The sequence below is a fragment of the Bacillus clarus genome (assembly GCF_000746925.1).
Lineage (GTDB): Bacteria > Bacillota > Bacilli > Bacillales > Bacillaceae_G > Bacillus_A > Bacillus_A clarus.
Genome location: NZ_JMQC01000008.1, coordinates 4,654,621 through 4,680,329 on the forward strand (window position 1 = coordinate 4,654,621; position 25,709 = coordinate 4,680,329).

At 34.2% G+C, this 25,709-nt stretch carries 24 protein-coding genes and 9 pseudogenes; 22 read left to right on the forward strand and 11 right to left on the reverse strand.

The annotated features are described in order from the left end of the window. Positions 1-170: 170 nt before the first annotated feature. Positions 171-422, forward strand: a complete 252-nt coding sequence (locus tag DJ93_RS29660; protein ID WP_310593251.1) for a helix-turn-helix domain-containing protein — start codon at positions 171-173, stop codon at positions 420-422. A gap of 198 nt (positions 423-620) precedes the next feature. On the opposite strand, the gene DJ93_RS24715 is transcribed toward DJ93_RS29660, so the two are convergent. The 3 genes and pseudogenes from DJ93_RS24715 to DJ93_RS24725 form a co-directional block, all read right to left on the reverse strand. Further along, positions 621-803: a hypothetical protein gene (locus DJ93_RS24715; protein WP_042983724.1), complete on the reverse strand. Its 183-nt coding sequence runs from the start codon at positions 801-803 to the stop codon at positions 621-623. A gap of 753 nt (positions 804-1,556) precedes the next feature. Then, a pseudogene (locus tag DJ93_RS34900) lies at positions 1,557-1,682 on the reverse strand (exosporium leader peptide-containing protein); the annotation flags it as partial. Between the two features lie 164 nt (positions 1,683-1,846). Continuing rightward, entirely contained in the window at positions 1,847-2,206 is a 360-nt protein-coding gene (locus DJ93_RS24725) for an FtsB family cell division protein (protein ID WP_042983725.1), read from the reverse strand. A gap of 1,076 nt (positions 2,207-3,282) precedes the next feature. Between DJ93_RS24725 and DJ93_RS33365 the strand changes: the two genes are divergently transcribed. The 5 genes and pseudogenes from DJ93_RS33365 (at position 3,283) to DJ93_RS24745 (ending at position 5,865) form a co-directional block, all read left to right on the forward strand. After that, on the forward strand, positions 3,283-3,420 hold the full coding sequence (locus tag DJ93_RS33365; RefSeq protein ID WP_181969199.1) for a hypothetical protein: 138 nt from the start codon (positions 3,283-3,285) through the stop codon (positions 3,418-3,420). A 75-nt stretch (positions 3,421-3,495) separates the two neighbouring features. After that, a pseudogene (locus DJ93_RS24730) lies at positions 3,496-4,044 on the forward strand (LPD38 domain-containing protein); the annotation flags it as partial. Between the two features lie 209 nt (positions 4,045-4,253). Then, positions 4,254-4,478, forward strand: a complete 225-nt coding sequence (locus DJ93_RS24735; RefSeq protein ID WP_042983727.1) for a hemolysin XhlA family protein — start codon at positions 4,254-4,256, stop codon at positions 4,476-4,478. A 74-nt stretch (positions 4,479-4,552) separates the two neighbouring features. Continuing rightward, positions 4,553-4,813, forward strand: a pseudogene (locus tag DJ93_RS24740) (BhlA/UviB family holin-like peptide). A 1-nt stretch (position 4,814) separates the two neighbouring features. Continuing rightward, a pseudogene (locus DJ93_RS24745) lies at positions 4,815-5,865 on the forward strand (N-acetylmuramoyl-L-alanine amidase). A 67-nt stretch (positions 5,866-5,932) separates the two neighbouring features. Here DJ93_RS24745 and DJ93_RS24750 read toward each other — a convergent pair. Together DJ93_RS24750 and DJ93_RS24755 are read right to left on the reverse strand one after the other, a co-directional pair. Then, positions 5,933-6,385, reverse strand: a complete 453-nt coding sequence (locus DJ93_RS24750) for an SMI1/KNR4 family protein (RefSeq protein WP_042983728.1) — start codon at positions 6,383-6,385, stop codon at positions 5,933-5,935. A gap of 14 nt (positions 6,386-6,399) precedes the next feature. Next, complete coding sequence (locus tag DJ93_RS24755) at positions 6,400-7,623, reverse strand: WXG100 family type VII secretion target (RefSeq protein ID WP_042983729.1); 1,224 nt, start codon at positions 7,621-7,623, stop codon at positions 6,400-6,402. A gap of 729 nt (positions 7,624-8,352) precedes the next feature. On the opposite strand from DJ93_RS24755, the gene DJ93_RS24760 reads away from it, so the two are divergent. From DJ93_RS24760 to arsC, 3 genes and pseudogenes are all read left to right on the forward strand, one after another. Beyond that, positions 8,353-8,799, forward strand: a complete 447-nt coding sequence (locus tag DJ93_RS24760; RefSeq protein WP_042983730.1) for a hypothetical protein — start codon at positions 8,353-8,355, stop codon at positions 8,797-8,799. A 1-nt stretch (position 8,800) separates the two neighbouring features. Further along, positions 8,801-9,175: pseudogene (locus DJ93_RS24765) on the forward strand (N-acetylmuramoyl-L-alanine amidase); the annotation flags it as partial. A gap of 239 nt (positions 9,176-9,414) precedes the next feature. Further along, on the forward strand, positions 9,415-9,813 hold the full coding sequence (gene arsC / locus DJ93_RS24770; protein ID WP_042983731.1) for an arsenate reductase (thioredoxin): 399 nt from the start codon (positions 9,415-9,417) through the stop codon (positions 9,811-9,813). Positions 9,814-9,885: 72 nt separating this feature from the next. On the opposite strand, the gene DJ93_RS31315 is transcribed toward arsC, so the two are convergent. Further along, a protein-coding gene (locus DJ93_RS31315) for an IS3 family transposase (RefSeq protein WP_152569958.1) occupies positions 9,886-11,246 on the reverse strand; the annotation gives its coding sequence in 2 pieces (ribosomal slippage) (positions 9,886-10,790 and positions 10,790-11,246; 1,362 coding nt in all). A gap of 353 nt (positions 11,247-11,599) precedes the next feature. Here DJ93_RS31315 and DJ93_RS24785 point away from each other — a divergent pair. Next, a complete protein-coding gene (locus DJ93_RS24785; protein WP_042983732.1) occupies positions 11,600-12,055 on the forward strand; it encodes a hypothetical protein in 456 nt (151 codons plus the stop codon). Between the two features lie 68 nt (positions 12,056-12,123). Then, a pseudogene (locus DJ93_RS35020) lies at positions 12,124-12,231 on the forward strand (replication-relaxation family protein); the annotation flags it as partial. Positions 12,232-12,492: 261 nt separating this feature from the next. Here the strand turns inward: DJ93_RS35020 and DJ93_RS24790 are convergent. Next, positions 12,493-13,077, reverse strand: a complete 585-nt coding sequence (locus DJ93_RS24790) for a LysE family translocator (protein ID WP_042983733.1) — start codon at positions 13,075-13,077, stop codon at positions 12,493-12,495. Positions 13,078-13,191: 114 nt separating this feature from the next. Between DJ93_RS24790 and DJ93_RS24795 the strand changes: the two genes are divergently transcribed. From DJ93_RS24795 to DJ93_RS24800, 3 genes are all read left to right on the forward strand, one after another. After that, the gene (locus DJ93_RS24795; protein ID WP_042983734.1) at positions 13,192-13,749 is read left to right on the forward strand and encodes a helix-turn-helix domain-containing protein; all 558 of its coding nucleotides are present in this window, start codon (positions 13,192-13,194) and stop codon (positions 13,747-13,749) included. Between the two features lie 367 nt (positions 13,750-14,116). Then, positions 14,117-14,263, forward strand: a complete 147-nt coding sequence (locus DJ93_RS32895) for a hypothetical protein (RefSeq protein ID WP_161785261.1) — start codon at positions 14,117-14,119, stop codon at positions 14,261-14,263. A gap of 111 nt (positions 14,264-14,374) precedes the next feature. Further along, complete coding sequence (locus DJ93_RS24800; protein ID WP_042983735.1) at positions 14,375-15,511, forward strand: DUF4183 domain-containing protein; 1,137 nt, start codon at positions 14,375-14,377, stop codon at positions 15,509-15,511. A gap of 53 nt (positions 15,512-15,564) precedes the next feature. On the opposite strand, the gene DJ93_RS24805 is transcribed toward DJ93_RS24800, so the two are convergent. Next, on the reverse strand, positions 15,565-15,855 hold the full coding sequence (locus tag DJ93_RS24805) for a DUF4183 domain-containing protein (RefSeq protein WP_042983736.1): 291 nt from the start codon (positions 15,853-15,855) through the stop codon (positions 15,565-15,567). 1,340 nt (positions 15,856-17,195) lie between these two features. On the opposite strand from DJ93_RS24805, the pseudogene DJ93_RS24815 reads away from it, so the two are divergent. The 3 genes and pseudogenes from DJ93_RS24815 to DJ93_RS33370 all read left to right on the forward strand — a co-directional run. After that, positions 17,196-17,381 (forward strand): annotated as a pseudogene (locus DJ93_RS24815) (N-acetylmuramoyl-L-alanine amidase); the annotation flags it as partial. Positions 17,382-17,682: 301 nt separating this feature from the next. Next, positions 17,683-19,257, forward strand: a complete 1,575-nt coding sequence (locus DJ93_RS24820; protein ID WP_042983737.1) for a sialidase family protein — start codon at positions 17,683-17,685, stop codon at positions 19,255-19,257. A gap of 633 nt (positions 19,258-19,890) precedes the next feature. Further along, positions 19,891-20,025, forward strand: a pseudogene (locus DJ93_RS33370) (replication-relaxation family protein); the annotation flags it as partial. Positions 20,026-20,169: 144 nt separating this feature from the next. Here DJ93_RS33370 and DJ93_RS24825 read toward each other — a convergent pair. Next, positions 20,170-20,802 (reverse strand): cupin domain-containing protein, encoded by a 633-nt coding sequence (locus DJ93_RS24825; RefSeq protein ID WP_042983738.1) that lies wholly within the window; start codon positions 20,800-20,802, stop codon positions 20,170-20,172. 117 nt (positions 20,803-20,919) lie between these two features. Next, a pseudogene (locus DJ93_RS24830) lies at positions 20,920-21,159 on the reverse strand (HD domain-containing protein); the annotation flags it as partial. A gap of 208 nt (positions 21,160-21,367) precedes the next feature. Here DJ93_RS24830 and DJ93_RS24835 point away from each other — a divergent pair. The 4 genes from DJ93_RS24835 to DJ93_RS24850 all read left to right on the forward strand — a co-directional run bounded on the left by DJ93_RS24835 (position 21,368) and on the right by DJ93_RS24850 (position 24,587). Then, positions 21,368-21,673, forward strand: coding sequence for a luciferase domain-containing protein (locus DJ93_RS24835; protein WP_042983740.1), 306 nt, complete (start codon positions 21,368-21,370; stop codon positions 21,671-21,673). Positions 21,674-21,927: 254 nt separating this feature from the next. Beyond that, the gene (locus DJ93_RS24840) at positions 21,928-22,296 is read left to right on the forward strand and encodes a GNAT family N-acetyltransferase (RefSeq protein WP_310593265.1); all 369 of its coding nucleotides are present in this window, start codon (positions 21,928-21,930) and stop codon (positions 22,294-22,296) included. A 120-nt stretch (positions 22,297-22,416) separates the two neighbouring features. Further along, on the forward strand, positions 22,417-23,700 hold the full coding sequence (locus DJ93_RS24845; protein ID WP_042983741.1) for a phytoene desaturase family protein: 1,284 nt from the start codon (positions 22,417-22,419) through the stop codon (positions 23,698-23,700). A gap of 17 nt (positions 23,701-23,717) precedes the next feature. After that, a complete protein-coding gene (locus DJ93_RS24850; RefSeq protein ID WP_042984363.1) occupies positions 23,718-24,587 on the forward strand; it encodes a sigma-70 family RNA polymerase sigma factor in 870 nt (289 codons plus the stop codon). 51 nt (positions 24,588-24,638) lie between these two features. Here the strand turns inward: DJ93_RS24850 and DJ93_RS33375 are convergent, their stop codons facing one another. Continuing rightward, complete coding sequence (locus DJ93_RS33375; RefSeq protein WP_042983742.1) at positions 24,639-24,797, reverse strand: hypothetical protein; 159 nt, start codon at positions 24,795-24,797, stop codon at positions 24,639-24,641. A 315-nt stretch (positions 24,798-25,112) separates the two neighbouring features. Here DJ93_RS33375 and DJ93_RS24860 point away from each other — a divergent pair, with 315 nt between their 5' ends. Beyond that, complete coding sequence (locus tag DJ93_RS24860; protein WP_374937200.1) at positions 25,113-25,709, forward strand: O-methyltransferase; 597 nt, start codon at positions 25,113-25,115, stop codon at positions 25,707-25,709.

Sequence of the window (25,709 nt, forward strand, 5' to 3'; positions counted from 1 at the left end):
GGAACCGGAAGTATCTGGTGTGGATAAGTCATCTTATGAAGAGTTAGAAGACTGATCTTTTGGGGAAACCACTATGAGACTGACAAAAGAAGAACGCACTCAATTAGCTTATGAAATTGGCGATATCATCGAAATGAAATGCAAACGGTGTTATTACAACAGAATGGACGATGAGAATTTTAGTACAGGCATTTGTATGCAATGCCCAACCGGTAAAGAAGTTACGCCGGTTGGGAAGATACTTTGATACGGATTCAAAGAAAACTGGTGGAGTAAAAAAGATGATTCCAGCAGGGTTAACAGCCGATCGTGTACGTGAATTAAACGAGTTAGGTTTCCCTGATTATAAGATTGGTCCAATGTTTGGTCGTTCTGGTAGTTATATTTCTAAGTTAAAACGATATTGGAAACAAGGGGGATAAAAATTTGTTGATTGTTATAAAAAACACCAAGTTAGAGTTTATGAATGGGCTTATTGACAAGTAATTTATTCTATACAAAGGTAGTAAAGGAAAACTTTCCCTGATTGAAGAGGGTGTACTAAGATTCATGTAAAAAAATGGGCCATAACCTGGATTTATCCTCCATAAAATGTCCCGTTTAAGTGCTTATCCAAATAGTTAGTTAAAAATTAACCATACAAGCATTATTAAGCTGAATAACCCCATCCAAGCAAAAGCACAATAGCCGAAAATTCTAATCCATTTTGGTAATTGATTCATGTTAACTTTATTTGTTGGAACGCCTTGCATAGAAAACATCATTTCTTGATCTCGATCCCTATTATTTTGTTGTTGATACATAACATCATCACCCTTCTAACTATTGTATTTATAGTATATCAGGTTGAAGATAATTATGTACAGAATATTCGACAAAATAAAAAGTTATTCGACAAATATAGTGGATGTAAGAGATTGGGGGAGTATTGAATTATACGGCAAAAATAGAAATTGAATAAAAGCGTTATTTTACACAATTGAATAGCTAGCTCAATACGCTAACTGCTCGATTGGTCCGAATTTTATGCAGGGGGATACACAGTTGCTGTAAGCCCGAGGTTAAAAACAATAATATCAAATAATACCTAAGCGGATAGGTGCTTCATCAACTGCAACTCGATAGGTATACACACCTGCGGTGCCTGGCACATCGACAAATGTAAAGTTAGGATGCCAATTATAAGCAGGATTGCTTGGTGTGACTGGTATGGAATAGGCTCCAGCATGAAAAGTGTCAATCAAATCTGTATTTGAATTTCTAAATAATCGAAAACTTAAGTCAAATACAAAGGATGTTGCGTTGATTGCAGATAGAATTGAAACAGTCAATGTACTATCTAGTTTAACCCTTTGATTATCTTCAGTTGTGGTTACTTGTACGTCCATAATAAATAGATCATCAGCGTCTGGCGGTATCGTAACGGTGTCTCCTTGTTGCTTAGTAACAAAAAGGATTGAACCAGGTCCAGTAACTCCGATTCCAGTGGGTCCAGTAGATCCGGTCGGTCCAGTGGATCCAATCGGACCTGTTGGAGTCGTGAACAGTGGAATCGGTGGGAGTGTAGGACCAATCAAACTCGGATCTAATGCAGCACCGTATAAAGTTTCAGGTGAATTCAATTCATCTTCTTTAGACATATGTTCACCTCCAAAAATATCTATTCGTACTAATAAATGCATAATATGAGTGGGGTATGAACATTTTTAGTTGAAACCAAACAAAATAGTTATTTGATGAATTGCGAAATATAAAAAAGCGATTAAAAAATCGCTTTTTAAATTGAAGATATTTTTTATTCGTAAGATATGTATTTCTATTATGGTTGTTAATATGAGATAAAGACCTATTCAATTATCTGAAATATAGTTTCATCTGGCTTAGAAAATCCATATAATTTCCTTGCGAATTTTAAAATACCTTCTTCGCTTTCTGTTAAAGTCTTAATATCTTTCTCGAGAGACTGTCCAACCTTCTTTAAAGAAGATAATCTATGTTTTTCCTTACTTATTAGGATTTGTTTTTCTTTAATCATTTTTTGTTGCTGATAAATGGAATATTGAGCAGACAAAATTAGAGGCAACATAAAAGCTAAAGCTAATAAAAGCCGACGTCTTAGTTTTTTGTTCTTGTTTTGGTATGAATTAGGATTCAATTGTTGTTTAATTGTTGATTGTTGTATTGATAGTTTAGGAACACTACCCATCTAAATGCCTCCATTGCTGATTTTAGAATTTAAGTTCTTTAAAAATATTATATATGCTTAATGGGAAATTTTGAAACTATTTTAGTGAAAATGGGTTTTGTGAAGTTTAAACAAAGTCCTTATTTAGTAGCAAATTAAAAGAGCACACTAATAAGTATGCTCTTCGAAAGGTAGATTTCTATGCGTGAAGGGTCTCCATACAATAACATATGCTTGTCCGGTTTAAATGTGAAAAGTTTTTAATAAAAACGCTATTTTATAACAAAGGGGAGTGGGGAAATGACCATGTAAACATATTTGAAACATACAGTGGTATTGAATGGGTAAGAAAAATCGAAGGACGAATTTGTAGAAGGTGTAAATACAGTAAGGTAACGCTTATAAACTTCATCCCATTGGTTATTGAAAACAAAAGAGCAGCTAACAAAAGCTAACTGCTCGGTACTGGAATGTACCACCATGGAGGAAAATCTAGATGTAAATATATTATGACCAGGATTCAGAACTTTATTCGGAAAAACACAAAAAGAGCACGTTCGAACATTGCCCTTTCATAGGACGTGTAAATCGAATTATTTGAAGGGGACTTAAAATGAACTACAATTACCAACTCAATACAATATATGGGTACTGAATGAAAAGGTGACAATAAAAACAAATAAGCAGCTAGCAAAAGCTAACTGCTTGGTGCCAAAAGAAATATGGGTGCTTCGCTAAAATTAGTTGAAACTTACTTATAGTATATATGGGATTTGGAGTTTTATTCGGAAAAACTAAAAAGAGCACCTTCGAACGGTGCTCTTTAGAAAAACAGTGAAGTAATGAAGTTAACTAAATAAATGTAAAAAGAATACTTTTCATTTTTAAAGCATCATTTTTTTGCTTCGAGATAATATATGAGCATTGAACTAAGAAAGTGCTAACAAAAAATAAAAGAGCAGCTAGCAAAAGCTAACTGCTCGGGTAGTGGAATATGGTCAAGAAATGGGTTGTTTACATTATTAACAGAATATTGAGTTTTATTCAGGAGGGAAAAGAAACTGGAAGATAACATTAAATTTTTAGGTGAAGATGGCATGTTAAGGATGGAATTTAAGGAGAGAAAAGTAAATGTTTATAGCACAGAAGGATATGTAATGGAATCTATCTCAACTAAAGTGGAGGTTCAAGAAGTTATTGATTTCCTTGAAGAATGCAAAGAACACATGGAATAAGTCATTAAAAGAAGAATGAGCGGAAGGGAGAACATATAGTATGGATCAATTGTCATTTTTTAAAAGCGTAGATGAAAAAGAAATTCGCCCTTATATGGTCCGAATACTAGTTTAACTGCACGTGAAATGGCAAATACATTAGGTCAGATTGGAGTTAAAGCATCACCATATAAAATAGATAACTTATATAGAGGATATACGGCTGGATTAGGTCAGTTCCCATTGAAAGGATTAGACGAAGCGATTTCTCTCATATCAAATAAAGAGAGAGCTACACCAGTTGCACAGAAATGGAATGAATCCACACCAGGGGTAAAGGTGTTTTTTGTAAATGGTCAAGGTGGCGGTAAAGTTATAGAAGATTATTATAACATTATGGAAGAACAACAAGCGATTCAAGCAGATAGTAAAAAGAATGATGAAGAAACACCGAACGCTATTGAAATGAAGTCGTTCAATAAGGTAGATAAAGCAATGGCGAAATTGCGTAAAGAGTATTATCAAGTAAAGTCAGATACAAAAATGGATTCAGAAGTAAAACGAAGTGAATGAGATCGTTTGGATGAAGAAATGCGTACACTTGCACGAGAAGGGATTAGAATCTTTAGATTTGATTATAAGTAAAAAGGAGGGGCAAGTGGTGCATTGGAAGGGACAAACCCAGAGTGACGGAATTGCTTATGTTTAATATATTTAATTCATATCAGGAACACAAAATTCAAAACAAAATATGGCTTTGATACGCAAATATCTAACATATATTCACAGTGAATAGGGTTGTCTCATAATATTATAAAGATTGCTCTATTAAGATGAATGAAGGATGTGAGCGTATGGAAGACGTATATAAAAAAATTGACAGCTTAAAAACAGAACAAAAAGAAATCATGAGAGATCTTCGTAATTTAGAAACTCGTACAACTATTAATGAGAAAGATATATCTACAATTAATAAGCAATTAGAGAAAATCAGCACGAACACAACCTGGATTTTGCGAATTATTATTAGCGCAATAACTATGTCCATTTTAGGATTGATATTAAAGGGCGTTATTTAACCTGATAAAATAGTGGTATTTAATTGGAAGAGGAGCAGATGCTCCTCTTTTTATTTTGAAAGGAGATAAAAACAATGGAAGAACAGGTTTTCAATGTAATGTCATCACAGGCGCTTTCGGCGCCCTATTTGTTTGGCTTTTATTCTCTACACGTTAAAGAAAGTAAGGAGTTGTTGGAATCGACACGCCAAGAAAATAAAGAGCGTGAAGATAAGTATCAACAAGTAATTGAAAAAAACCAAGAAGTCATCGAAGAACAAGCAAAATCATTTGGTTCTCTATCTAAAGATGTATCAGAAATCAAACAAATTCTTGGTACGAAAGGTGAGAAGTAATATGAAAAAATCATTTAAACTTGCATCCTCTTTATTTATGATTCTATTGCTCCTGTTCAACTTTACAACAGGTGCTTCTTATTATTGATGGTTTACCCTAGACACCTTATCGTTACGGTGTTGGTGCATATGAAGGGGGAGTCGCACATAGTACAGCAACTACAGAAGCTCCAGCTATTAATATTCAAAAATATGAGTCTCGTACATGGCGTTCAGCTTTCGTACATTATGCAGTCGATTGGGATGAAACAATCCAAATTGCTGATACGAAATATATTGCTTTCAGTGCAGGATCAGGTGCAAATAAACGATTTGTGCATGTAGAACTTTGCGAAACAAGAGATTATGAGAAATTTAAACCTAGCTATGATAAATACGTGAAGTTACTTGCTAAAATCTTACGTGACTGTGGATTATCTGTAGAAAAAGGATTATGGACTCACTATGATGTAACAAAGTACCTTGGTGGTACTGATCATGAAGATCCACTTGATTACTTACGCAGCCACGGTGTTTCTGAAGCACAATTCAGAGCAGATGTACAACGAGCATACAATAATTCTAGTGTAGAAGTTTCTGTTCCTGAGAAACCATCTAAACCAGCAGAAGTACCAATAGCTGTAACTGATGGTGTGGCTTGTATCGAAGGAAAAAATGTTAATTTACGTAAAGGATCAGGTACAAATTATTCTAAAATTCGCCAACTAAACAAACCAGAATCATATATTGTACGGGCTGAAAAAGATGGTTGGTTAAATCTTGGCGGTGAGCAATGGATTAAATACGATTCTTCTTATGTGAAGTTCGATAAGAAAAATACAGTGGATTCATCTATTGTAGGAAAACGTGTTGTGTCTAAAGTGGACAACCTACGTTTCTATGATTCTCCATTATGGCAGGATAAAGATGTTGCTGGTTCTGTAGATGAGGGACTAGGATTCACTATCGATGCTAAGGTCATGGTAAATGGTTCGCCACAATATAAAGTACACAACAGCAGGGGTAAAACATACTATGTTACTGCAAATGATGCCTATGTATATGTGAATTAGTAGAGAAATTCACAAAAGAGCATTCCTGTTTTAATGGGAGGAATGCTCTTATATTATTCATAATTGATTATTCTTCGTCTTCAAATTCATATAAGCTATTAAGCAATTCTGTAAAAGATGTACAAACAGGATAGATTGCTTCTTCCATCTCTTCTACCTCATGGTCCCAAAACACAACCGTCGGTGATTGAGGGTTATTTCTGTAATCAAAACATAAGAAGTTGCCAAATGGGTCTCTACCAAAAGGATATACCTTATCTACTAATCTGTCTTTTATACCCTCATATGTTTGAAGAATAGAACTTTTTCGTTCAGAATCTAAAGTTAAAAGATTATTAAGCGAATCTTCATCTTGACTAGGAATATTGAATGTATCTGGAGTAGGATATCCACCATCATATTTTTTTATACATTCAATAAAGTCACTAGGAAATTTAATATCAAAGTATTGTTCTAATTGTTTAATTTGTTCATCTGTAACTTTTTTCTCACTTACATTAACCCATTCAATGTGATTCATAACTATAATCCTCCCTACTTATCACTATCTTTTCCCAAAATTTTGTACCCACCTGTATGACCAGTATCATGATGTGTCTGATAATCTACAAGTTGCATTCGACCTGATTCTTGATGGTGATGCCATGTGTAATTTTCTGGCGTTTTTCCTATTCTAAATAATTCAATTTCTGCTTCCGTGAATTTCGAAGCGAATTTAGGGTCTTCCATTATTTGTTTATATAGTTCCTTATTACATCTTCGAAAATGTGTTGTTCTAGTTTTTTTGAAATCTTCTTTTTTTAGGGTTACTTCCCCTTTAGATTCAAAGATAGGAAAACCATCAGAATCGTACGGTATACCTGTAACTGGATGTTTATCTCCTGCTAACTCACCTTTTCTGAGTCTGATTGTCTTAGGACCATTTGCGCCTTCATAAGTATATGTAGCTGCTTTTTGTAAATACTGTTGAGTACTCCCAACCCCTGCATATGCAAGGCGATTTCCCGGTTTAAATTCATAGTTATTTAATATATGCAATGTATTTCTATATACAGCAGAATTAGTTATAAACGATTTTCCTTTTGCTAGATTGGAAACAAGCGCTATCTTCCCTGCTTGTCCTGCTTTACTAAGACCTTTATCACCAATAAAACCTGTTAATAATGATGCTACACCATAGGCGGCGTAATGCATTCTGCTTTCCGTATCTCCATTCCAAAAATTATTCATAAATGAATCCGAGAAGGCGTTCCACATTGCAGGAAGAGTTTCCTCGTAATTTACAATCGCATCACGCATATTTGCCCAGGTTTCTGCATCACCCAATGCTTTAAGTCCTTCCCATGCATCTGTGACAGCATCTTCTACACCAGTAGAAATACCAGTCCACGCGTCATTTAAAGCCTTTTTCTCTTCGTCCCAAGATTTCTCGAAGTCAGATTTTGGCGGAAGCTTACCGCACATTGCACCCTCTTGGATATTACCATCATAAAGTTCATCAGCATTACGAAACTTTTCAGCAGCGTGCATTAGTTCTTCTGCAATTTTATCAAATTCCCTAAATACATTAAACATTTGAGGCTTTGTTTCATTAAACATCTGATAAAATCTTTGACTCGTTGTACCATTCCACATTGAAGCTATATATTCCGTTTGGTTATATAAATCCTTATGTATCTGTTCCAATCTATTTTTAGTTTCACGGACTATCTTTGCTGACTGTTCCAATCGTTCAGATGTTACTTTGATTTGAACCATTTTCTTCCTCCCTTTCCCAATTAAAATTGTGAGGTGGAAAGAAAAACTAAATATTTAAACATACAAATGTTTAAAATTAAGAGAAATGAAGTACTATATAATTGCAAACGAAGCCTTTGTATCTGTGAAGTAAGGGTAAAAAAGCCGACTCTATTACATTATAGAGTCGTTTGCATAATAAAGGTAACATAACACACAATTATCAATATTTTTATTTATCTTCTATTATAAGAAAAGTGCCTACTTTTTCTTTTTCCTCCACAGCATATGTAATGTCTAGGTTTTGAGTGACTGAATTCAAACGGAAAGTTTATATATATTTCAATCCTGATATTTGGATTTTTACACTAATTAATAATACTTGTCCCAAAAATGAAAAAGTTAATATAAAAGCACAGAGCCATTTACTAACCCCTGCATATAGTATCAGTGTATTGACAAGCAAGGACAAGCTGAATGTACTGACAAAATTAGTTCTCATGTTAGCTTGCTTTCATTATTAGCTGTATTGTTAGAACCTTTTGGGTAGTATTATGAATTTTATTTTTGTATAGGATTGGAGGGAGTCTCTTGGCTGAAGAAAAAGGATACGGATACGGTGGTTAAGTGACACCACTCTTACACCTTTAAAGTTAAATAATGGATTGCTTCACATAATGTGAAGCAATCCTCACCTAATATAACATATGTTTAAGACAACCCATATGTTCGTTGTGAAAGGAGAAAAAAATGAAGTCTATCCCATATTTTCCAAAAAACTCTTCATGTCAGCGTTCATCTATTACAAAGAATGAGGAACTAAAAATAAAAAATTCATCTCAAAAAGAAATTTTAGAACAGCTAACAAAAACAAATAAAGATATTAACCTCCCATCAAATCAAGCTTCTAAACAAACAATGAGCAAAGTAAATAAAACGCAAGAACAAGTTCCTAAATCTAATGCCTCTTTCCCATTCCAAATTAATATTCCTTATTTCAATATACACATAGATTCAACAGAATTGCTCACTATCGCTAAATCTGTATTGGCAGAAACTTTATTAAGAAAATTTCAAGATCCAAAATTTTTAATGGATATTTTAAATAGTGAGGGTGGAAATAAATTACTTAATTTAGCAGGTAATTTTTTTAATAATAGTAATAAAAAAACAGAAGAAAATAATGATGGGAAGTAATGGTACAAGCTATTCTAAAATTCATCAGTTAAACAAACCAGAATCATATATCGTGTGGACTGAAAAAGATGGATGGCTTAACTTAGGTGGGGAGCAATGGATTAAATACGATCCTTCTTATATGAAGTTCAATAAGAAGAGTACAGTGGATTCATCAATCGTAGGAAAACGCGTTGTTTCTAAAGTGGACAACTTACGTTTCTATGATTCTCCATCTTGGCAGGATAAAGAGGTTGCTGGTTCTGTAGATACAGGTTTAGGGTTCACTATTGATACAAAAGTAACTGTCAATGGTTCACCACAATACAAAGTACACAATAGCAAAGGCAAAACATACTATGTAACAGCACATGAAGCCTATGTATATGTGAAGTAATAAAGTGAAAAAAGAAAGGACATATCAGGATGTCCTTTCTTTTTGTTGTTTAGATTACACCCATTCCTTTTAACATTTCGATTAGGCTGTTATAAAAATACTCACAAGCTTCAGTCTCGGAATTAAATGTCTTTAGGTTACTTTTGGTACCTCGCTCACTATAATACACTTCCCATACTCCATTATGTTCATTTAAACAACAAGCTTCGTTTGGGAGTCATAGTAAAGGTGGAATTAAAATGGACAATAAAAAAACAATTTACTTCTTATGCACAGGAAACTCTTGCCGTAGTCAAATGGCTGAAGCTTGGAGTGGAAAATATTTAGGTGACAAATGGAATGTGCTGTCTGCTGGGATTGAAGCACATGGTGTAAATCCAAACGCTGTTAAAGCAATGAAAGAAGTAGATATTACTAATCAAACATCTGATATAATTGATCCGAAAATTTTAAATAAAGCTGACCTTATTGTAACACTTTGTGGTCATGCGAATGATGTTTGCCCAACACCACCTCCACATGTAAAACGAGTACATTGGGGATTCGATGATCCAGCAGGAAAAGAGTGGTTAGAATTCGAAAGAGTTAGGGATGAAATTGGGGCACGTATTAAACGTTTTGCAGAAACAGGAGAATAAATGTTGATATAAAATTATTAAAAGCCAGTTTTCATTTTGAACTGACCCCATAAAGTTAGACATGTTATTTCATTAAGCGGCTGTTAGGGCGTGAGTTCGGTATTGTACCGGACTCACGCCCTTTAATTTCGCCTTAATTCGTTTGTGATTATAATAATCGATATATTTTTCAAGTTCTTGTTTAAAGTGTTCTATACTCTCAAAATCTTTGAGATAAAGAAATTCAGATTTCATAATACCAAAAAAACTTTCAATAACCGCATTATCGTAACAGTTCCCTTTGCGAGACATACTTTGAGTAATTTTATGTTCTTGTAGGGCATGACGATACTTCTTCATTTGATAATGCCAACCTTGATCCGAGTGAATCAAGAGTTCATCTTCTTTTGTTAATCGTTGAAAGGACTTCTCTAACATTTTCGAAACAAGTGAATAGGTTGGTTTTGAACCGATTGTATAAGTAATAATCTCCCCGTTAAATAAATCTAACATCGGTGATAGATAGAGYTTCTCGCCGAATAATTTAAATTCTGTTATGTCTGTAACCCACTTTTCGTTAGGCTTTTCAGCTATAMAGTTACGTTCTAAAATATTTGGCGCAATCTTACCTACTTTCCCTTTATAAGAGCGATATTTTTTCATACGAACTAGGCTTTTCAAACCTAATTCTTTCATGATTCGCTGAACTTTTTTATGGTTGACTTTGTGTCCTTGATTCGTCAATTCATCACGAATACGACGGTATCCATAGCGACCTTCGTGCTCGTCATAAATCGTTTGAATTAGGTTTTTTAATTCTCTATCTTTATCTGGGCGATTAAAGTTTTTTACCCAGTAATAGTACGTGCTGCGTGGAATCTCTGCTAATTTCAGAAGTGCTTTCACCGAAAAATCGTTCCTCAGTTCATAGACTACTTGTGATTTGTCTTGTTTGGTGATTTTTCCTTGTTTTGAACTAAGGCATTCAACTTTTTTAAATAAGCATTCTCCATACGTAAACGCTCTAACTCAGCTTGTAACTCCTCGACTGATCCTTCAGCTGGTGTTTGATTTTGGATTGATTTTGGATTTTTTTTGGTCATGGATAGACGCCCCTTCTTCTTTGATGCAAGGGCGTCTATTCCTTGTGTACGTAATTGAGTGCGCCATTTTCTAATAAGTGCAGGTGAAGAAATATTAAAAATAACGGCTGTTTCATTTGGAGACGTCCCATTCTCATTCATATAATTAAGTACGTCTAGTTTATACTCCATGGAATAGGATGTATAGCCTTTTTTAAATGCATGTATTCCGTGAGATTCAAATTGCTTTACCCACATTCGAACGACTTCATAATTCGCACCAAATGATTTCGCAATATCCCATATACTTTCATTTCCATTTTGATAACGTATTACAGCATTTATTTTCTGTTCTGAATTAAATTTAGTCATAAAAAACTGCACCTCCAATTGTTAGACGGTGTCTAACAATTGGGGTGCAGTTCATTTGAAGAGAACTGGCTTTTAATATGTATCCATTTTATTTTCATTTTTTGTTGATTATTATGAATCTCTTCCCTAGAGATTTCTGGGATTTTCATTAGAGCTCCAACTACAAAAACAAATATTAGTAATAGAATAGCCCAAACCATACCATTCACCTCGATATGAGTATGTTTTGCTAATCATTATTTTAATATCCTTTTAATAGCGATTAATTATTCGATTTTCAATATAGCCAACTTTTGTGTTTTATGTTACAATCCGCTAGGTATGTTTAAGTATTAATAATTTTTGGAGGCTTTATGAGTAATAAAAACGAGAACAAGACAAGTAATATTAAAGTAGTAACAGCAATAATTTTAGGGTTAATCCTACCAATTTTTCTTCCTGCATTTCTAATGTTAGTGTTAGGAAAATGGATGCAATATGAAATTGTTTATCCAGGAATCATGTCATTATTCATTTTATCAATTGAAATGTTTATAATAGCAGCTGTTTTCACTAAGATTTTAAGTTTAGTTGGATTATCTGAAAAGAAGCTAGATGAGTTAGGATTTTTAGGATTTACAATCTCAATGGCTACTTCATTTTTAGCAATGTATGTAGGATACTTTTGGATGAAGAATCTTAATCTAACATCAGTTGAATTGTCATCGAAAGGTATTTTAATTATCACTATTGTGGCTACAATTATTTTGGCAATTTTATTAAAGGTATTAGAATCAATTGATGATCCGAGCGAAAACGAATTGAATTAAAAGTTTCTTGATATAAAAAAGATGGTGTATACCGTCTTTTTGTTTTATCCCTCTGTTTTTTCTTCTGTCCAAATATCCTCTTCTTCACGATTACAAAATATAGAGAAAAGAAATTGGAACAACTGGTAGCTAAGTATGATGTGTTTGTAAAAGTATATGTAATTCAAGAAGTTTAATGAAACAAAAAAGTGCTAACAAGTTTGCAAACGAACTTGCTAACACCTATACGAAATAGATATAATACATCGCTGATATATCCATATTAAAAATGCGATTTTCTAATAGAATAGTACAAAATTATACTGTCTATAGATATAGAACTACAATTTCGATTTGTATACAAGTCAGTTTAAAATCTAACAAAAATATTGATGTAATGCGGTTTCTTGTGAAAAGGGAAACCGCATTTTCTATGTATTGAAAACATTAAAGGATAACTAGTTTACAAGAATTGAAAGAGCACTGAGTACTAATAATATTGCCATAATGATGTTGAATAGTTTGTTATGCTGTAGTAAAAGTTTTTGAAACATTGATCCAAATAAACTCCAACTGAATGTGCTCATCAAACCAACTATGCCTAAAAATAATGAGAAAAGAAGATAGCTAGAATATGAATTGAAATATGGGAGAATGAAGGTAGATACTACAGTAAGCCCAAATAAAAGCCCTTTTGGGTTAACGAATTGTAACATAAGCCCTACTAAAAATAGATTTTTATTATTTGCATCATTTTTGTCTGTCCTACCTTTACTTGTAAGCATTTTAAAGGCTAAATACAGCATATAAGCTACACCTAACATTTTTAAAGGAAATTCAATTATCGGTAGGACATTTATCAGCATAATATTAAAAAAGCTACACAATGAAGTAATAATAAAAAATCCGAAAGCGACTCCTAGGCAGAATGTAACTGCTTTTTTTAATCCATGCTGATTCGCATATGTCATAGCTAGAAAATTGTTAGGTCCTGGTGTAAAGCTACTAATAAAGACAAATAACAAAAAAGAAAATAAAGGCATATTATAACCTCCCTTTTATAGATGTGTGTTATAATGTCTGAAACGAACAATATAACGTACAATTTTTATTATACATAATGGTCGTTATGTTGTATATGGTATAGGAGTGATTTTATGGAGGAAATCCATCTTGTTTTTGCAAAAAATTTAAAAGCCATTCGAGAGAAAGAGAAATTGAGTTTAGAAAAGGTTTCTCAATTAAGTGGAGTAAGTAAAACGATGATAGGACAAATTGAAAGAGGAGAGTCAAGTCCAACTCTTACGACCATTTGGAAAATCGCTAATGGATTAAAGGTTTCTTTTACCTCTTTAATAAATAATCCACAACCTGATACTAAAGTTGTTTTACGAAATGATATCCAAGTATTGTCTGAAGATAATGGAAGATACAGAGTATATCCATCTTTTCCGTTTCAAGATGATAGACGCTTTGAAGTTTATTCTGTTGAAATTGAACAGGAGGGGATATTAAGTTCTGAATCACATAAAGAGGGAACGGAAGAATTTATAACTGTTTTTGATGGTGAATTAACAATTGATGTAAACGAATGTAAATATGCATTAAAAAGTGGTGATTCAATTAGGTTTAAGGCGGATAGACCACACACATATTATAATTCAGGAGAAACTTTAACACGATTAAGCATGACAATTTTTTATCCCTCTGTATAAATTTTAGTGAACGAAAGGTGGCGGAATTAATTAGTATATGAACTCAAGAGTAAAGTAATATGAGTAGTTAAGTGCTGAACTACATCTCAATCGTTAAAAACAATTAACAATTGGAGGTGTAGTTTTTTTATATAAAGAAGAAAAAGGTTATTCAAGAAAAAAAGACACTCTATTGAGTGTCAACACAGTATTGCTCTCGCGTATAGGATCGGAGAATGTTTCTCTCATACATATTGAGATGAACAGTAAAGGAGAAACTGTCTTCATAATTAACTTAACATTAATAGCATATATAGTAAATTGATAATGTTTATACGAAATATTTAGTATAGATATTTTCTACTATCTATATAGGAGAATGAAATATATGGAAAATAATATTTTAAAAATAAGTTTATGTGTAATATTTCATAAAGAGCATAATTATATGTCCAAGATAAAAAAAGAGAATATGGGAAAAAATGAAAATTGTTTAGTATATATTTTATTTTGGCAAAGATTTTTATTGGATTGAAAAATACGTAAGGTTGAGGGGACTTGAAGGATTAGTAATATTTTTTAAGATGTGCCTTAGCATTTTTGAATAATTAACATTTAATAGATATTATGGGAGGGAGGTACTAATTTGAAGCGATATGATAAATCATCATTGTCTAGGGGTGTTATGGATCCTAAAAATATTGGTCCTACATTTCCACCTCTTCCTCGTATTAACTGTCCGACAGGTCCAACGGGAGCGGCGGGAATAACGGGCCCAAGTGGAGAAACAGGAGCGGCGGGAATAACGGGCCCAAGTGGAGAAACAGGAGCGGCAGGAATAACGGGTCCAACGGGAGAAACAGGAGCGGCGGGAATAACGGGCCCAAGCGGAGAAACAGGAGCAGCAGGAATAATGGGTCCAACGGGAGAAACAGGAGCGGCGGGAATAACGGGTCCAACGGGAGAAACAGGAGCGGCAGGAATAACGGGTCCAACGGGAGAAACAGGAGCGACGGGAATAACGGGCCCAAGTGGAGAAACAGGAGCGGCAGGAATAACGGGTCCAACGGGAGAAACAGGAGCAACGGGAGAAACGGGAGCGGCGGGAATAACGGGTCCAACGGGAGAAACGGGAGCGGCGGGAATAACGGGTCCAACGGGAGAAACGGGAGCGATGGGAATAACGGGCCCAAGTGGAGAAACAGGAGCGGCAGGAATAACGGGTCCAACGGGAGAAACAGGAGCGGCAGGAATAACGGGTCCAACGGGAGAAGCAGGAGCGGCGGGAATAACGGGTCCAACGGGAGAAGCAGGAGCGGCGGGAATAACGGGCCCAAGCGGAGAAACAGGAGCAGCAGGAATAACGGGTCCAACGGGAGAAACGGGAGCGGCGGGAATAACGGGCCCAAGCGGAGAAACAGGAGCAGCAGGAATAACGGGTCCAACGGGAGGAACGGGTCCAGCCGGAGAAACGGGAGCGGCAGGAATAACCGGTCCAACCGGAGCGCCAGGACCTGTTGGAGCAATACAAACAACCAATCTATTATATTTTACTTTTTCAGATGGGGAAAAACTCATATATACAAATGCGGATGGTTTACCACAATACGGCACAACACAAATTTTACCACCTAGTGATGTTTCGTATATGAATCTATTTATAAATGGAATTCTCCAACCACAACCTTTCTATAATGTTACAGCAGGTCAGCTAACTTTACTAGATGAGGAACCGCCACCAAAAGGAGCTTCTATTATTCTCCAATTTATTATTATCAACTAGAAAAGACAGATTTTCTCATAGGAGAAATCTGTCTTTTTTACAATGAGTAGAAATTAAGTGACGATAAACTCAATTGTAACTGGAATTCCGCCGTCTAATGCATCTCCGCCTGGAATTGTAATTGCGCCAGTCGTACCAGTAGTAACACTTGAATTTATACTAGGCTGAAGTATACCATTCACATAGAGATTGTAGTACGCGTGCGTTGGGAATGCAGTTGCAGTCGTACCAGCATCGTTTAAACAAGCTGTAGCAGCAATCGCAAAAGCCGCACCTGTACCAGTTCCAGCACTTAGTGTAGATGTGAATCTTCTAGATGCCATAAATGGTTGAATGATAGGCATTTATTACTCACTCCTATTTCAAATTTATTGGGAGTGGTTGTAAAACAACTTGTCCCATTCTATATAATATGGAATTTTCATATATTAGCATCGGCTTCATGACTATAGTACCAGCACAATTTTTAAAATGGATATTAGTATGAGTATATTAATAATGAACTAATGAACTAATCAACATCTACATTAATAGTTAGAGGGTAAGACTTTTTTGGTTAGTTAAAAGAACATACACATTGAATAGATTTCTCCTTCTCAATGAAACATACATAATTAATGTGTAGAGTGTAAAAAATCATATAGATAAGAAAAAAGTCCATCGAGTTTCAAAAACATTGAACGCACTATTTTCTAACAGAGAATCGAAACACGAAATTTTTGGCATGCTTCAATAAGACCCCTTAGTTTCATATTTTTATATGGATTTGTGGAGGTCCATCGTATGTTTTTGGGTAATACCAAGGATATCGAAGGGGGGCCCTACACTTATATCTTCGTACTTTCGTCACTTCTTTCAAGTAAAGAAAAGAAGTGTCCGATATAGACCTTCTTTGTGATAGATTTGTGTGTTCCGGAGAATTCTAGATACATAAAATGCTTTTTGTTCTGTAATTGCTTCTAAATCATATTTAGAAAAACAACCAAGATCCCATAGGGAAAAATCTCCTGGATTCAATGTTTGTGTCCGTTTCTGGCTATACCGAAAATCGCTATTTGTTCCATTTCCCACAGTGGTTTCTAGAAATTCTCCTAAAATAAGGTCATATTCTAATTGAATTTTTACTTTGGCTTTTGAACCCCACCTCCTAATCCTTTATAGGAGGTTGCAAACTGGGACAGGAGTTGAAACACTGTCAAATTTTATTAAAGTGATGATTGTTATTGTTGATGAAGAAATGTTCTAGTAATGCAAATTTCGTGTAATAAAAGGTGCATACTATTTATTTTTATTGCAATTGCATCCTTTTTTCTTTACATATCCTTGTTGGGATAAACTTTTTTGTGATTGATAATTGGAAGATTGGGAGGAAGTAGAGGAACTATTAGTTTTATTACTTGAATAATTTGTTCGATAGTTATCATTACTCATAATATCATCACCTCCAATTTAAGATATAAATATTATATGTATGAATTCTATTAAAAGTTACGATAGAAGGAGTTAAGGGAAGAAAATGTGTACTTGAAGAACCTGTTAATAAGTATGAGTTTATAATTATACCAGCAGATGAAAAAAGTATCTCTCAAGTCGCTAGACACTGTAGTACAAAAGAAGAATTTGCTTAGTTCATTAAAAACCATCGTGAAGTATTAGAAAAGCTGTCTCAGGAAGAGGAACTCTAATTGCGGGCAAACGTGTTGTGTCTAAAGTGGATAATCTACGTTTCTATGATTCTCCATCTTGGCGAGATAAAGATGTTGCTGGTACTTTAGATTCAGGATTAGGATTTACAATCGATGCAAAGGTAACTGTAACTGTTCATGATTCACCACAGTACAAAGTACACAATAGCAAGAGCAAAACATAGTATGTAACTGCAAATGAAGCCTATGTATATGTGAAGTAAGGGCTAAAAGTTGTTTTCTTTGTGAACTACCCTCTAATTGTTAGATACAATCTAGTAATTGGAGAGTAGTTTTTTACTTTGTGTCTGGAGTAAGTAAAGTTCCGTATTATATTCTTTTTATTACTTTTTATTAAAAATGTGCTGAATGTAAGGGGAAATGCCTTGTCCTTTTTTGTTGCAATTCATATTTTAAAGTATGTTAGTTTTGAAATGAAAAATTTGATTTCAAAGCTAATAAATATCTATATAAGGTGGTAAAAGTATGTATCATAAAGGACATGATTGGTATGGTTCTGATCATAGAAGACATGAACGTAATAATTGTTGCTCCGATCATAAAAGACATGATTGGTATGGTTCTAATCATAGAAGACATGAACATAATAATTGTTGCTCTGATCATAAAAGACAGGAGGCTTGCTGTAACTATCAAAGTCTAGAACGACAAGTTAATAATCCTGCAAGCGATGTTGCAAATTTTCCCCGCATAACTCAAAGTGAAACAAGCCTAGCTCATTTTAAAGATTTTATACTCTATGGATTTAATGATAGTAATAATGCTAATAACAACAGTTTTTCAGGATTTGCTTTTTCTAATGATTTAGGTAATACATGGACTGATGGTGGTTCTATACCGGTAAATCCAGGGGGGCGCAATTCGGGCGATCCTGTTATAGCTGTAGATAGAAATGGTGTATTCTATTATGGACAGATTGGACAAGAAATCGTTGGAGGCGTTTCGCAAGGTGTAATTAGTGTTTCTACTGGAGTTATTACACCAAGTAAAACAATCACAATGAATTTTCCTCAGGTTGTTGGCCGTGGGCAAAATCCTGCAGCTGCTATCAATCAAGATAAAGAATGGATTGCAGTAGGTCCTGATGCTAATAATTTGGGGAGTGAGGCACTATATATTACATGGACGGATTTTACGGCTACCCCAAATCCGAATATACGTTTTTCGAAATATACAACGGGTGTTAATGTAACTCCTATTATTACAGATCAAGTCATTGTTACTGGTGGCTCTAATTTTATTTCAGGTTCTTTTGTAGTTGTAGATAAGCAGGGTGTAATCTATGTATTTTATGAGGAAATCGCAGGAGGAGATACTGGTCGTTTAACAATCGGGGTGCCTAATAGGACGATTCAGATGATTAAATCAACTGATGGAGGGAATACTTTCTCAGCTAAAGTGCCCGTTTCAAATCCTTTCGCTGCCGCTGCAACTGATACAGCAATTTGTGGGCGTCCATCTATTGGTGTTGATAACACTAGACGGATTCGTATGAATGAATTCCCTCATGCCACGATTGGGCCAGATGGTACTCTCTATGCGGTATGGAATCAAGGTAGAGTGGTTGGCACTACGACCTTTATTGATATCTTTTTAGCCTATAGCACAGATAAAGGCAACACTTGGCATATAGTGGATATTACTCCTGAAAAGATAGCTTTTTCATTTTTTCCGTCTGTTGCAGCTAATAAAACAGGAGCACATATTCAGTATAATCGTTTTAATGATCGTGGTGGTACCATCGGTGGTGTAGGTGATGGAACGTTTGCGATATTTATGAAAAGCTTTTCTATATGTGGTGGATTAAGTAAAGAGAGAATGGTAAGTACCGTATTTTCTCCTGTACCAGTTACAAATCCTAGCCCTGATACTGCTAATTGTTATATGGGAGATTACAATCAAATTATTGCTGGTCCAGGAAACTGTCTCCTTCATTCGTGGGGGGATAACCGTAATGTTATTATTCAAGGTAATATTCAGCGCCAAAACCCTGACGTTTTCTTTAATATAACAGCTTTTAAAAAGAAAGATTGTATATAGAGCTGATTAAAAATTACAAGGGGTATTACTATATATAACTAATAAAGAGTTCGTATATAAGAATAGGGATTAATCAATGTTTAAAATAATTATGAAAAAATGACTTAGAAAATTATACATTTCTAAGTCATCTTTTTTTTATTCGTTAATTTTGAATGAACTCCTAAATAATAAGTCTTTTATTCTAGTGAACGTTAAATCTTATCTGTGGGTTGTTCGGAAAAATCTTTATGCATTTCCTCCGATATCTCATTTTTATGCATGACAGACATATATTTAGAAAAGTTTGGAGTGGTATTGGTATGAGTATTTTCTGTTTCGTTTTCATTTCCACAATGATTACAATCCATAAAAAAACACCTCATTATATTGTGTTGTATTTTCTATAATACGTATATAAGAGGGAGTCGTATCTATCAATGATTAACTATCGGATTATTTTTAGCATCCTTTTTTGTAGAGCTAAATGAAAATATTCAAAAGAGGGTGCTTTCTAAAACAATGTATCAAGAAACTGATTTGATATACAGCTAAAAAACGAAATCTTTCAGAGCAAAATTTACAAAGTATATATCCTAACATAGAAAGTGATTACAACTAGAATAAAAAGGTAATGTTATGAAGAGTTCACGATATAAACAAAAATATAACGGAAAAGTACCAGTGATCCATTTCTTCATAAATACAAAATATAGAGGAAAGAAATTAGAACAGCTGGCAGCTAAGTATGATGTGTTTGTAAAAGTATATGTAATTCAAGAAGTTTAATGAAACAAAAAAGTGCTAACAAGTTTGCAAATGAATTTGCTAACACTTATACGAAACAGACATAAAATATCGCTGATATGTTACTGAGTATATTGGGTTTAATAAAGTAGTCAATACGAACAAATAAAAGGTAGAATACTAATTTTAATACCCCCAATATGGAGGGAAAGGATAGTGTTCTTGATAATGAGTAGGATATTGTTGTGGAGGAACTTGAGCAGATTGCTGCATACCTCTTTGATTTTGGTTGCAATTTGCAGGAGGTCCGATTACAGTAGTAGATTGAATTGGGGATGTCGCTTTCTTCCATTGTTGTTTATCTAGACAGTAAGTATGGGCCATAATATTTGATGGCGTTAATCTTAAAATGTCAGATCCAAAAATCACTTCTGGTGTTGGAGCGTTAAAAATTGCGAGTAAATGTGTATTGTCTTCCGAGGCAATCTCGTAATGCCACCAAGCTTGAGGTATATTAGCAACTTGCCCTGGGTTTATAGGGAAATTTAAAATTTGATTTGTAAAAGGGTTAAGTAAAGATACAACGGCAGATCCGGAAATACAATAAACAAGTTCTGCTGCATTTTGATGAATGTGTGGTTCTACAACATTGCTGGTACTTAAATAAATATCTAATAAAGATGTGTTGTCTAATGTGTTCAATTGTTTAATTCCAAGCACATTTATATAGTTTTGTGCGTCTTTCTTAAAGAAATTACTTTTGCTTAAATCGTGAGTAAATCGTGTTGAGGGGGACGTATAATCTATATAAGAAGTCATTTGTATTACCCACCTTCCTATTTGTGGATCGTGATACGAAATTAGGATATGAGTCTAGTTTTTGTAATGTGCAGTTGGATGTGTAAAGACAACTATTTCTATTTTGCAGGAGGGCATTTGCGCTTGTTCAAGTGAGTAGTCAATATCTTCTACAACATCGTGTAATAGTGCAGTAATTAATATTGTACTATCAGCTTTATAATCAAGTAGGAGCTTTATAACTGCAAAAGGGTGAAAAATATGTGGTTCTCCAGTTTTTCGATATTGGCCACTATGTGTTCGTTCGGCAAAAAGTATAGCTGTTTTCAATTGCTTTAATTCATTGGGATGTAAATAATCAGCTTTTTTATTTATTATTTATTCTTATATTCACATACATAAATTTTCTTAAAAATAATTTTACTTAAAGCAATAAACACCCTTATAAGTATTAAATTGAATAGAAAATATGTAATTTGTTGTTACACTATATTCGTATAGTCGTTCATACTTTTGATTGATGGAATTAAGTGAAGAGGAATGGTAATTTTAAGTTACATCAATCATCATAAAGGAGTGAATGACTATGTCATATAGTGAAATGATTAGACAGGAAGTACTCAGCTGGGAAGGTGTTTCTGAAAAACCACATCGATTTGGTGGCATTGAATTAAATTATGGAAAGAAAGAATTAGGTCATCTTCATGGCGATAAATTAGCTGATTTACCATTTCCGAAATCAAAACGGGATGAATTGGTGAATCAGGGCTTAGTAAAACCGCATCATGTATTACCTGAATCAGGATGGATTAGTTACTATATAAAAAGTGAAGAAGATCTTCCGTTTGCTATCGAGTTATTTCGGATGCAATATGAAAGATATATAAAATAAAGGTCATAGTTTTGAATTACAATATTTTAAATAATATAGGTTAAACGTAATGTTTTCTAGCAATATGTAAATAGTGCAGGAGGAAGGGTGACTGTATTGTTTCTAAAAAAGGATGCTAATATAACAATTTGAACTGTTCAAATAGAGGATGCTGAAGCAACTTTACATGTACAAAACGAAGTTATTGGTGAAAATGAGTTCTTTATTGTTACTGGCGAAGAGTTCAACAAACATTAAGCCAACAAGTAGAATGGATTAAAAAGTTAAGAGCAAATGAAAGAGAAACGATGATAGTAGCGGAAGTGAACGGCGAAGCAGTTGGGTGGATCATGTTATTATCACAAAATCGTATGCGTTTGTCGCATATTGGATCTATTTCCATTATGATTAAAAAGGGATATAGAGGCATCGGGATTGGGAAATTATTATTGGGAAAACTGTTAGCTTGGGCAGAGAAGAACCCTCTTTTAGAAAAAGTATGTTTAGGTGTGTTTTCAACAAATGTTAAGGCAATTACTTTATATAAGAAGATGGGATTTATTGAAGTGGTGCGTAAAATAAAAGAATGCAAGCTAAGTGAACATGAATACGTAGATGATATTCTAACGTATAAGTTTATTTAAGCATATCATGTTTTAAAAAGGCCTGAGAAAGGTCTTTTTTCATAAAAATATAGTGTAAATAATGTCACATCCTTCCTTCATCGTTCGTCTTGTATGTAGAACAATAAGGAGGGATTTTATATGAAACAATTTGATGTAGCGATTATAGGCGGAGGGCTGGCGGGATTAATAGCATCAATATATTTAGCAAAGGCTGGAGAAAAAGTTGTTGTTTTAGAAAAGTCTAGTCGTTTTGGTGGAAGAGCGATGACAACTAATAAAAATGGAATTTGTATGAACTTAGGAGCACACGCACTATATCGTAGTGGAGAAGCATTTTCGACATTTAAAGAACTTGGAATTCATCTCGCAGGAGGGATACCGTCTACTGCGGCATATGGAATATGGAAGAATGACGTATATACAATTCCAACAGATTTTCGCTCTATTTTATCAACATCGTTACTTTCATGGTCTGCTAAAATACAATTCTCTCATCTTATGATTAAGTTAGGGAAATTGGATTTAAATACAATTCCGAAAATAAGTCTTACTGTATGGGCAGAAAAGGAGATTAAAGATCCGATGGTAAGAAATATGTTTTATGCGTTATGCCGTACAGCGACGTACACATATGCCCCTACTATACAATTAGCATCTTCCGTATTAAAACAAATACAGCGCTCTATGAAAGACGGTGTATTTTATGTAGATGGTGGATGGGAGACAATAATCGCAAAATTAAAAGATGAAGCTATAAATCAAGGTGTTCAATTTATATCGAGTAAACATGTTGCGGAAGTGGAACATTTCAAGAACAAACAGAAAATACGTTGTTTTGACGATGAAGTATTTGAAGTGGATGCCGTTGTCATTACAACACCGCCGAAAGAGGCTTGTAAAATCATAAAAGGTGCAGAAGAAACGAGACTGCATATATGGAATGAACAATCAATACAAGTGACAGCAGCAGCTTTAGATATCGGTTTGAAACAATTATCTAATCTATCTCACCAATTTGTGTTAGGATTGGATCAACCTGTATTCTTTACAAACCAATCAAGAGCCGCTAAGTTAAGTGACGACGGTACGGAAGTAGTAAGTTTGATCAAGTATCATGATCCAATGTTACAAGCGAATAATTTTAATGACGATAAAGGTCAGTTAGAACATACAATGGATGTATTACATCCTAATTGGCAACGAGAAGTTGTTGTAAAGCAATATTTTCCAAAAATAACTGTTATATATGATTTCCCTCACATCGGTCGTATTGAAAATCCAGGACCTGCTATTCCTGAAATGTCAGGTATATACGTTGCAGGAGATTGGGCCGGACATGATGAATTATTAGCTGATGCAGCCGTGGCTAGCGGAAAACGAGCGGCATTATGCATTTTAGAACATAGTAAAGCCATAAACTGAAAGAGGGACAAATGAGAGTGGAAACGGAGCAATTATATCATTTATATAAACCATTATTATTTTCTTTAGCATATCGAATGCTTGGGAGTGTTATGGATGCGGAAGATATTGTGCATGACGCATTCCTTTCATTAAATCAATTAGATGATGTCGAGTCTGTTGATCATATAAAAGCGTATTTATGTAAAATGGTGACAAATCGTTCAATCGATAAATTACGTTCAGCGGCTCATAAGCGTAATGTATATGTTGGGATGTGGTTACCAGAGCCATTAGTAGAAGAAAGTGATGATCCATCGATGACATATGTAATGAAAGAATCTCTTTCAACGGCATACCTTTTACTTTTACAGCAATTATCTGAAGTAGAACGAGCGGTGTTTATATTAAGAGAAGTTTTTGATTACGACTATGATGAAATTGCTGCAATTGTTAATAAGAGCAGTGTAAATTGCCGGAAAATTTTTCAACGCGCAAGAAAAAGTATAGTAGATAAACCGAAAACCTCCAAATTAAGTACAAAGCAAATGGCTTCGTATGTAGAACAATTCGTTTCATCTTTGCAGCGAGGAGACGTGCAAGCGATGTTACAATTGTTAAAAACGGATGCAATATTCAAAGCAGATGGTGGTGGGAAAGTTACAACTGCTATTAATCCAATTTACACTGCAGATAGAATTGTACGATTATTTTTTGGTATTGCTAAAAGGCTACCAGCCGAGTACGCTATTGAATTTAAAATGGTAAATGGCCTACCAGGTGTTATTGTTAAAATAAATAATTATGCTGCTTATGTACTTTCTTTCGCATTTCATGATGAGAAGATTTCAAACATTTATATGATGGTTAATCCAGAAAAACTTAATCATCTAAACAAGAGTATATAAAATAAAGACGCATTTCAGCAGAAATGCGTCTTTATTTTAGTTGAGTATCATTTATTTTTCTAACATTTCAAGAGGTACATCTTTTTCGCCAGCTACCTCAAATTTAATTTCCCCGTTTTCCTCATAAATACGTTTAATAATCGGTATAGTTATCATTAGTTTTTTGTGCTGTTTACGTCTTCTAGCAGCATCTAAATTAATCACGTTCATATTTAAGCATCCTTTCTTACATATATAGTTATAAACAAAAGAAAATGCGTCCGAAAAGGGCGCTTGTTTGACTTGAAAATACCGATTCATTTAAATGGGGTATAGATTATTTTATAATTGCAATCTGATTGTAAAATAATGTGAATGAAATAATTACACGTAGAAATTAACTTTACCAAAAAATGAAACAATATGCCACAAAAAAATTAAAATCTTTGTCTGATAACAGGAAAAAGGCTTTCATTTCGCATATAATGAAAAGTAGACGAACATAATCAACTTTCTCATCATATTGTTGGAAAGGCGATGAATGGAATGAAATCTATAGAGTCACTGTTGTTACAGCTTGAAAGATATGGGGAAGAGCATGATCGAAAAAAAGAAAAACGAGAAGAAAGATTACGAAATATTTCTCGTGAGATGGGACAATTTTTATCTATATTCGTTAAGGGATGTAATGCGAAAAATATTTTAGAAATTGGGACTTCAAATGGATATTCAACGTTATGGCTAGCAAATGCAGTGGAAGAAACGAATGGAAGTGTTACGACTGTTGAACTTTCCTCAGAACGGGTTGGATTCGCACTTGCAAATTTTGAACAAGCTAACCTTAGACATCGAATTGATATTCATAACCAAGAAGCAGGAGTATTTCTAGAAGCACAAGTAGATCGTTCATTTGATTTTATTTTCCTAGATTCAGAACGTACACAATATATGTGGTGGTGGGAAAATATAAAACGCATATTAAAGCCAAACGGAGTGCTTATAATTGATAATGCAACTTCACATGAAGAAGAGCTAGCGGCATTTATTCAAATGATTGAAGAAGACGATACATTTGAAACAGTATTATTAGCTTTTCAAAAGGGAGCATTTGTAGCGCGAAAGAATAAAAAGAATAAGTTATAA